We start from the raw sequence: 7,596 nt of genomic DNA on the forward strand, positions 1-7,596 counted from the left end.
ATACAGATAAATTAATAATGCTTCTGAGCTTAAGTCTTGGGAGCATTTTTATTGTAGTTGATAGAAAGATTCACTTTATTAGCCTTACTCAATATAGCTTATACATATATAATAAATATATTTATTTTTAACTTGACAATGGTTTTAGACTAAGTATACTATAATTAGCAGTCGGAAGTAAAGAGTGCTAAAAGGAGTGAGAAGCTTTGAAAGATAGAAGAACGCAAATACTTTTCTCTATCATAGACTCATATATTTTTAAAGGAGAGCCAGTAGGTTCTAAGTCTTTGGCTGATGATTACTCATTTGATGTATCGCCGGCTACTATAAGAAATGATATGAGTACTCTAGAGAAAAAGGGATTCTTGAAGAAAGCTCATACATCTAGTGGCAGATTGCCTTCTGATAAGGGTTATAGACTATTTGTCGACTACCTTTTGGAAAATGGCCTTGTGGGTGTCAGTGACAATTACGATGTCAAAAATATCGGACAAGTTCTCGATAAGAGATACCACAATGCTAGCGACATCATTGAGACTGCGACCAAAACTTTGGCAGCTATGACTAATCTTACAGCTGTATCAGTAAGTTATAAGAAAGAGATTTCAAAGATTGTGAGCATTGAACTGATAAGGGTAAGTGAAAACTTCCTCTTACTAATAGCAGTTTTTGATAATGGTTCTTTGGTAAATGATCAGATTATCTTAGACTTTCCTATAAGTGATGAAGACCTAAGAAATATTAATCTGATATTAAGTCACGAACTAGTTGGACTTAAGCTTTCTGATATAAATAAGAAGCTAGTTGAGCTTGATGAGAAGATCCTTAAAAATTATACGAGACTTATCGATTTAATTGGGACAAGGATTGATAGGAACGCTAAAGATGGAAATGATAGGGATGTCAAAATCGAAGGAATTGGTAATATCTTCAATTTTAAGGAATTTGATGATTTATCAAAGGCCAGAGATCTCATCAAACTATTTGATAGTAAAGATGATATAAGAAGTCTTTGGTCAGATATTGAAGATGATAGTTTAGTAATTACTATTGGCGAAGAAAACGCAATAGACTTACTGAAAGATACCACTATAATCACATCGTTTTTCAATGTAGACGAAAACACAGTTGGAAAGATTGGAATTGTAGGTCTTACAAGGATTAACTACAGAGATGTTATAGCGAGTATCAAGATGATTTCTGACTTATTAAACGAGTAAAGGAAGGTAAATGTCTTGGCAAATGAAGAGAAAAAAGATGAAAATTTAGATATAGAAGATAACGAAGTAGATGAAGAAGATTATATAGAAGCTGAAATCGTAGATGACGAAGAAGATGATAAGGCTTCAGAAACAGACGAAGTAAATGAATATCAAGAAAGATATCAAAGACTTCTAGCTGATTTCGAAAACTATAAGAAAAGAGAAGAAGCTAGTAAGGCTGACTTTAAGAAGTTTGCCCAAAGCTCACTTATAGAAAAACTTCTACCAGTAATAGATAATCTCGATAGGGCTTTGACAAAGGCTGACGAAGACGATGCTTTTGTTGAAGGTGTCATCATGACTAGGAAGGAATTGATGAAAGTCCTAGAAAACGAAGGTCTTGAAGAAATTGCCTCTGATGGTTGTGAGTTTGATCACAATATCCATCAAGCAGTCCTTGCCGAGGAAAATGACGAAGTAGAAGAAAATCATATAATAGAAACATTCCAAAAAGGATATAAACTAAACGGAAGAGTCCTTAGACCAGCTATGGTTAAGGTAAGCAAATAGGAGGAAAATATGGCTAAAATTATAGGAATTGACTTAGGTACAACAAACTCAGCAGTAGCTGTAATGGAAGGTGGAACATCTACTATAATTCCAAACAGCGAAGGAAATAGAACAACCCCATCAATCGTAGCTTTCTCAAAAGATGGAGAAAGACTTGTAGGTGAGACAGCAAAAAGACAAGCAATCACCAACCCAGATAGGACTATCGCATCTGTTAAAAGAGAAATGGGAACTGATTGGAAAACACCAGAAATTGATGGTAAAACATACACACCAGAAGAAATCTCAGCAATGATTCTTCAAAAACTAAAATCAGATGCTGAAAACTATCTAAATGATACAGTAACAAATGCAGTAATCACAGTACCTGCATACTTTACTGATGCTCAAAGACAAGCAACAAAGGATGCTGGACAAATAGCAGGACTTAAGGTAGATAGAATCATAAACGAACCAACAGCAGCAGCTCTAGCTTACGGTATGGATAAGGAAACTGACCAATCAAAGATTATGGTTTACGACCTCGGTGGTGGTACATTCGACGTTTCAATCCTTGAAGTAGGAGATGGAGTATTCGAAGTTCTTTCAACAAGAGGAAACAACAAACTAGGTGGAGATGACTTCGACAATGCTCTAGTAGACTATCTTTCTAGCGAATTTAAGAAAGAATCTGGAGTTGATTTAACAAAAGACCTTACAGCTATGCAAAGACTAAAAGATGCAGCAGAAAAGGCTAAGAAGGAACTTTCATCAACAGTATCAACAACAGTTTCTCTACCATTTATAACAGCAGTAGATGGTCAACCAGTTCACTTAGAGCAAACTGTATCAAGAGCTAAATTTGAAGAGCTAACAAAACACCTAGTAGAAGCTACAAGAAAACCAGTGGAGGATGCTCTAAAGGATGCAGGACTTAGCCAAAACGATATAGAAAAGGTCCTACTAGTTGGTGGATCTACAAGGGTGCCAGCAGTCCAAGAACTTGTTAAAAACCTAATCGGTAGAGACCCACAAAGAGATATCAACCCAGACGAATGTGTTGCCTTAGGTGCAGCTATCCAAGGTGGTGTATTGAGTGGTGAAGTAAAAGACCTACTCCTACTTGACGTAACACCTCTATCACTAGGAATCGAAACTCTAGGAGGAGTTGCTACAAAACTAATTGAAAGAAATACAACCATTCCAACAAAGAAATCACAAGTATTTACAACAGCTGCAGATGGACAAACAGAAGTTGATATCCACGTGGTTCAAGGTGAACGTGAAATGGCAGCAGACAACACAACACTTGGTAGATTCCAACTAACAGGTATACCAGCAGCTAGACGTGGAGTTCCACAAATCGAGGTAACATTCGACATAGATGCTAACGGTATAGTAAATGTTACTGCAAAAGATCAAGGTTCAGGAAAAGAACAAAAGATCACAATCACATCTTCATCCAACCTATCTGACGAAGAAATCGATAGAAAAGTAAAAGAAGCTGAACAATTCGCTGAAGAAGATAAGAAGAAAAAAGAAGGTATAGACGCTAAAAACAACGCGGAAAACCTAGTATACCAAGCAAGAAAAACAATAGAAGATGCTAAGCTTGAAGGCAGCGAAAAAGAAGAGATGGAAGCTGAAATCAACAATCTTGAAGAAGCTATAAAGGCAGATGACATCGACGATATCAAGGCTAAAACAGAAGCTCTAACTCAAAAAATCTACTCAATGAGTGAAGCTATGTATAAGGCAAACGAAGCAAACGGTGAAGCTCAAGGCGGAAATGATGACGAAGATGTAGTAGATGCTGATTACGAAGTAATCGATGATGACGAAGAATAATTTGCGATTGCAAGTAATTATCAAAAGAGTATAATTAAAGAAAAATAATAGAGGGGATGTTGCAGAATGAATAATCGTCCCGAATATTAGAAGAAGCTAGGGGAAGTAAATCTTAAGCCTCGAAGTCACAGGCGACTAGACTTACTTTCCCAGAAGCTTCTAATGATGGACGATTGGATTCATATTGCAGCAGCTCCTTTTTTAGTGGATGGAGGATAAATGAGAGACCCTTATGAAGTGCTTGGGGTAGAGAAGACCGCAAGCCAAAGTGAAATAAAAAGAGAATATAGAAAACTTGCCAAGAAATACCATCCTGACCTAAACCCAGATAATGAAGAGGCGGCTGAAAAGTTTAAGGAAGCAACACTTGCCTATGAAATCCTCTCTGATGAAGAGAAAAGAAGTCAGTACGATAGGTTTGGATCAAGCGCCTTCGAGGGTGGCCAAGGTGGATTTTCTGGATTTTCTCAAGGTGGATTTGAAGATATATTTGGAGACTTATTTGGTGATTTATTTGGAGGAGGCTTCTCAAATGCGAGATCTTCTAACAGACCAATCAAGGGAGCTGATATCCAGCAAGTAGTAAACTTAACTTTCCAAGAATCGGCCTTTGGTGTTAGCAAGGAAATCCAAGTAAGGCATGAAGTAGCCTGCCATGTATGTCATGGAGAAAAAAGCGAAGATCCAAGTAAGGTCCACACTTGCGATAAATGTAATGGTAGGGGAGTTGTTAACCAAGTTAGCCAAACAGCTTTTGGTACTATGTCAAGGACTGTTACATGCGATAAATGCGGGGGAGATGGCCAAATTATAGAAGAACCTTGCAAGAACTGTAAAGGAACTGGTAAGGAATTTAAGTCTGAAAAGGTCAAGGTGGATATTCCTGCAGGAGTTGAAGATAACAATGTAATAAGAGTATCTGGCAAGGGTCATGTAGGAGAAAATGGAGGTCCTTATGGAGACCTTTACCTAGTGCTTAAGGTTAAAGAGCATGAAATATTTAAAAGAGATGGACTCGATATCTACTATGAGATGCCTATAAGCTTTACTACTGCAGCTCTTGGAGGAGATATCCAAATCCCTACCCTTAAATCAACCAAAAGCTACGAAATTCCAGCAGGAACCCAAACTGGAACTAAGTTTAAATTAAAAGGCGAAGGAATCCATGATAAGAGAAGAGGAAGAAAGGGTAATCTCTATTTCTTTGTCAAAGTGATAACTCCTATGAAGCTTAATAAGCAACAAAAAAAGGCTCTAGAAGCCTATGCCAATGTTAGCGGAGAAGAAGTTAAGGAAGAGAAATCCTTCTTTGACAAATTAAAGGACTTTTTTGATTAATGAAAAATACATTCAACATAATAACCCTAGGTTGTAAGGTTAACCAGTATGAATCTGAAGCTGTAGAAGAAATCTTTCAAGCTAGAGGCTATGAAAAAAAACCAGATAATGCAGATATCTATGTAATAAACACCTGCACCGTTACAAATATGAGCGATAGGAAGTCTAGACAGATGATATCAAGGGCTAGAAGAGATAATCCAGAAGCAGTAATTGCCGTAATGGGCTGCTATTCTCAAGTAAAACCAGAGGAAGTAGCAGCAATAGAGGGAGTAGATGTAGTCTTAGGCTCAAGAAATAAGGAAGAAGTGGTAGATCTTTGCGAAAATGTCCTTCAAAATAAAAAGGCAATCGATAAAGTCCTATCCTTTAGCGAGACAAAAACTATTGAAGAGCTTGAGATATCTAACCAAGAGGCCATGACCCGTGCCTACATGAAAATCCAAGATGGTTGCAATATGTATTGCTCCTATTGCCTAATCCCCTACGCCAGAGGTAATATTGCTAGTAGAGATATGGATTCAATCAAGCAAGAAGCAAAAAGACTTGCTCAAAATGGTTATAAGGAAATAGTTCTTACTGGAATCCACGTTGCAAGTTACGGCAAGGATTTAAGAAATGGGACAAGCCTAATAGATGTCATAGAAGAAGTCTCAAAGACAGATGGAATTGAGAGAATTAGGCTATCTTCTATGGAGCCAAGGCATATTACAAGAGATTTCCTAGAAAGAATGAAAGAAACTCAAAAGGCCTGCGATCACTTCCACCTATCCCTTCAATCAGGCTCAGATGAGATTCTAAAGGCGATGAATAGGAAGTATGATACTAAAATCTTTAAGGAAAAGGTCAATCTAATAAGAGAAGTCTTCCCTAATGCAGGAATTACCACAGATATAATAGTAGGATTTCCAACAGAAACAGAAGAAAATCATGAAGATACCAAAGACTTCGTTAAGGAAATCAAATTTGCCAAGACCCATCTATTTAAATATTCAAAAAGAGATGGTACAAAGGCAGCATCTATGAAGCCAGAAGTTGATGGCAATATCAAAAAAGAAAGACTCAAAGAATTGGAAGCAATAGAGGAAGTAAACAGATTAAATTTCCTCAAAAACCAGATAGGAAAGACCTTGTCTGTCTTATTTGAAAGCAAGTCCGATATGGAAGGCTTTAAGTCAGGATACTCTACAAACTATCTGAGGGTAAATGTTAAAGATGATATAGGAGATAATGAAATAAGAGATGTCTTAATAACTGAAATCAAAAATGATGAATTGGTTGGTAAACTCATATAAAAAGGCTAAGCACAAGAAAACATCGCTTTTCTTAAAATTTAAGATAAGCGATGTTTAAATGAAAGTGTTAAGCCTTTTTATTTTATATTTTCTATAGCTTCATCTATATCGGTATCACCTGATGCAATTTGAATTGATTGGTTTTTAAATCCTTCAGTTAGTAATAACTTAGATACAAAAGTTGCTACATCACTGCGGGATATAGACTTTTTAACTGCAAGTTCAGTTGAATGAGTATCAGTAACTCCTATACTTTCTTCGCCTTTCTCATCGTTTAAAGCTGATGGATGAATTATAGTATAGGTTAATCCTGAAATCTCCGTCAAATATAAGTCTGCATAGTGTTTGCAAATTGTGTAAGTTTTGATTGGATCATCAGGATTATCTACAGCTTGTCTAGAAGAATCCCAAGTAGAAATCATGTAGTACTGACCAACTCCAGCTTTCTTTGCTGCAATCATTGTCTTAACGGCTCCATCTAAATCTACCCTTACTGTAGTTTCAGCTCCGCCCTTACCACCAGCTCCTACAGAAAATAATATCTTGTCATAACCCTCAAAACTTTTAGCTAAATCATCGATAGAATCTTTAACTACATCGATCAATTTTACATCTATGCCTTGATTTTTTAATTCTTCTAGCTTATCTTCATCTCTTACGCTGGCTGTAAAATCTGCTTTATTATCCTTTAATATTTGACTAATCTTAGAAGCAACTCCACCATTGGAGCCTAAAATTAAAATTTTCATTATTTATCCTTTCTTTTACTAGTTCACTATATATCTACCCTTTTATTGATTTAATAAAAGATTAGTATTTATGAACATATTTTATTGACTCACTTTTTTTCTTGTGGTAGAATATATACTAATGGGGGTGAAGTATGGATTGTGTATTTTGTAAGATTATAGATAAGGAAATTCCTTCAGATATAATCTATGAAGATAGTGATGTTATTGCATTTAACGATTTAGATCCACAAGCACCTATCCATTTTCTTGTAATACCAAAAAAGCACATTCAAAGCATAACTACATTAGATGAAGCTGATAGCGAGATCATTAGCAGTATCTTTGCTAGTATAAAAAAACTAGCGAGCGAGAAGGGGCTTGATGAAAAGGGCTATAGAGTTGTAACTAATGTCGGTGAAGATGGGGGACAAAGCGTACCTCATTTGCATTTTCATGTACTTGGAGGCAGAGGATTTAAGTGGCCACCAGGTTGATGGAAGTTAGTGCGAATACGAGAGGGGGGATAGAAAATGACAGAGATCAGAGTTGGAGAAAACGAATCAATCGATAGTGCAATCAAAAGATTCAAAAGACAATGCGCAAGATCCGGTGTACTTTCTGAATACAGAAGAA

The 7,596-nt window shown here is 36.5% G+C and carries 8 protein-coding genes; 7 read left to right on the plus strand and 1 reads right to left on the minus strand.

The window, feature by feature from the left end; all coding sequences use genetic code 11:
- Positions 1-206 precede the first annotated feature (206 nt).
- From hrcA to mtaB, 5 genes are all read left to right on the plus strand, one after another.
- The gene (gene hrcA, locus RCH56_RS07130) at positions 207-1,220 is read left to right on the plus strand and encodes a heat-inducible transcriptional repressor HrcA (protein WP_306484289.1); all 1,014 of its coding nucleotides are present in this window, start codon (positions 207-209) and stop codon (positions 1,218-1,220) included.
- A gap of 15 nt (positions 1,221-1,235) precedes the next feature.
- Positions 1,236-1,772, plus strand: a complete 537-nt coding sequence (grpE, locus tag RCH56_RS07135) for a nucleotide exchange factor GrpE (RefSeq protein WP_306484290.1) — start codon at positions 1,236-1,238, stop codon at positions 1,770-1,772.
- Positions 1,773-1,781: 9 nt separating this feature from the next.
- Entirely contained in the window at positions 1,782-3,599 is a 1,818-nt protein-coding gene (gene dnaK, locus RCH56_RS07140) for a molecular chaperone DnaK (protein WP_306484291.1), read from the plus strand.
- A gap of 219 nt (positions 3,600-3,818) precedes the next feature.
- The gene (gene dnaJ / locus RCH56_RS07145) at positions 3,819-4,937 is read left to right on the plus strand and encodes a molecular chaperone DnaJ (protein ID WP_306484292.1); all 1,119 of its coding nucleotides are present in this window, start codon (positions 3,819-3,821) and stop codon (positions 4,935-4,937) included.
- Positions 4,937-6,232, plus strand: coding sequence for a tRNA (N(6)-L-threonylcarbamoyladenosine(37)-C(2))-methylthiotransferase MtaB (mtaB, locus tag RCH56_RS07150; RefSeq protein ID WP_306484293.1), 1,296 nt, complete (start codon positions 4,937-4,939; stop codon positions 6,230-6,232). The genes dnaJ and mtaB overlap by 1 nt, the downstream gene beginning before the upstream one ends.
- A gap of 77 nt (positions 6,233-6,309) precedes the next feature.
- Here mtaB and RCH56_RS07155 read toward each other — a convergent pair whose 3' ends face one another.
- The gene (locus RCH56_RS07155; RefSeq protein ID WP_306484294.1) at positions 6,310-6,981 is read right to left on the minus strand and encodes an NAD(P)H-binding protein; all 672 of its coding nucleotides are present in this window, start codon (positions 6,979-6,981) and stop codon (positions 6,310-6,312) included.
- Between the two features lie 134 nt (positions 6,982-7,115).
- Here RCH56_RS07155 and RCH56_RS07160 point away from each other — a divergent pair, with 134 nt between their 5' ends.
- Both RCH56_RS07160 and rpsU read left to right on the plus strand, forming a co-directional pair.
- A complete protein-coding gene (locus RCH56_RS07160) occupies positions 7,116-7,457 on the plus strand; it encodes a histidine triad nucleotide-binding protein (protein ID WP_306484295.1) in 342 nt (113 codons plus the stop codon).
- Between the two features lie 36 nt (positions 7,458-7,493).
- Positions 7,494-7,596, plus strand: a 103-nt coding sequence (gene rpsU / locus RCH56_RS07165) for a 30S ribosomal protein S21 (protein ID WP_306484296.1), incomplete at its 3' end; no start/stop codon positions are given.

Origin of the sequence: Anaerococcus sp. (genome assembly GCF_030825785.1) — a bacterium.
In the GTDB taxonomy this organism is placed as follows: Bacteria; Bacillota; Clostridia; order Tissierellales; family Peptoniphilaceae; genus Anaerococcus.

Excerpts from the sequence above, each read along its gene's own strand:
- dnaJ (WP_306484292.1), top strand. The coding sequence starts at position 3,819 with ATGAGAGACCCTTATGAAGTGCTTGGGGTAGAGAAGACCGCAAGCCAA.
- RCH56_RS07160 (WP_306484295.1), top strand. The coding sequence starts at position 7,116 with ATGGATTGTGTATTTTGTAAGATTATAGATAAGGAAATTCCTTCAGAT.
- mtaB (WP_306484293.1), top strand. The coding sequence starts at position 4,937 with ATGAAAAATACATTCAACATAATAACCCTAGGTTGTAAGGTTAACCAG.
- RCH56_RS07155 (WP_306484294.1), bottom strand. The coding sequence starts at position 6,981 with ATGAAAATTTTAATTTTAGGCTCCAATGGTGGAGTTGCTTCTAAGATT.
- dnaK (WP_306484291.1), top strand. The coding sequence starts at position 1,782 with ATGGCTAAAATTATAGGAATTGACTTAGGTACAACAAACTCAGCAGTA.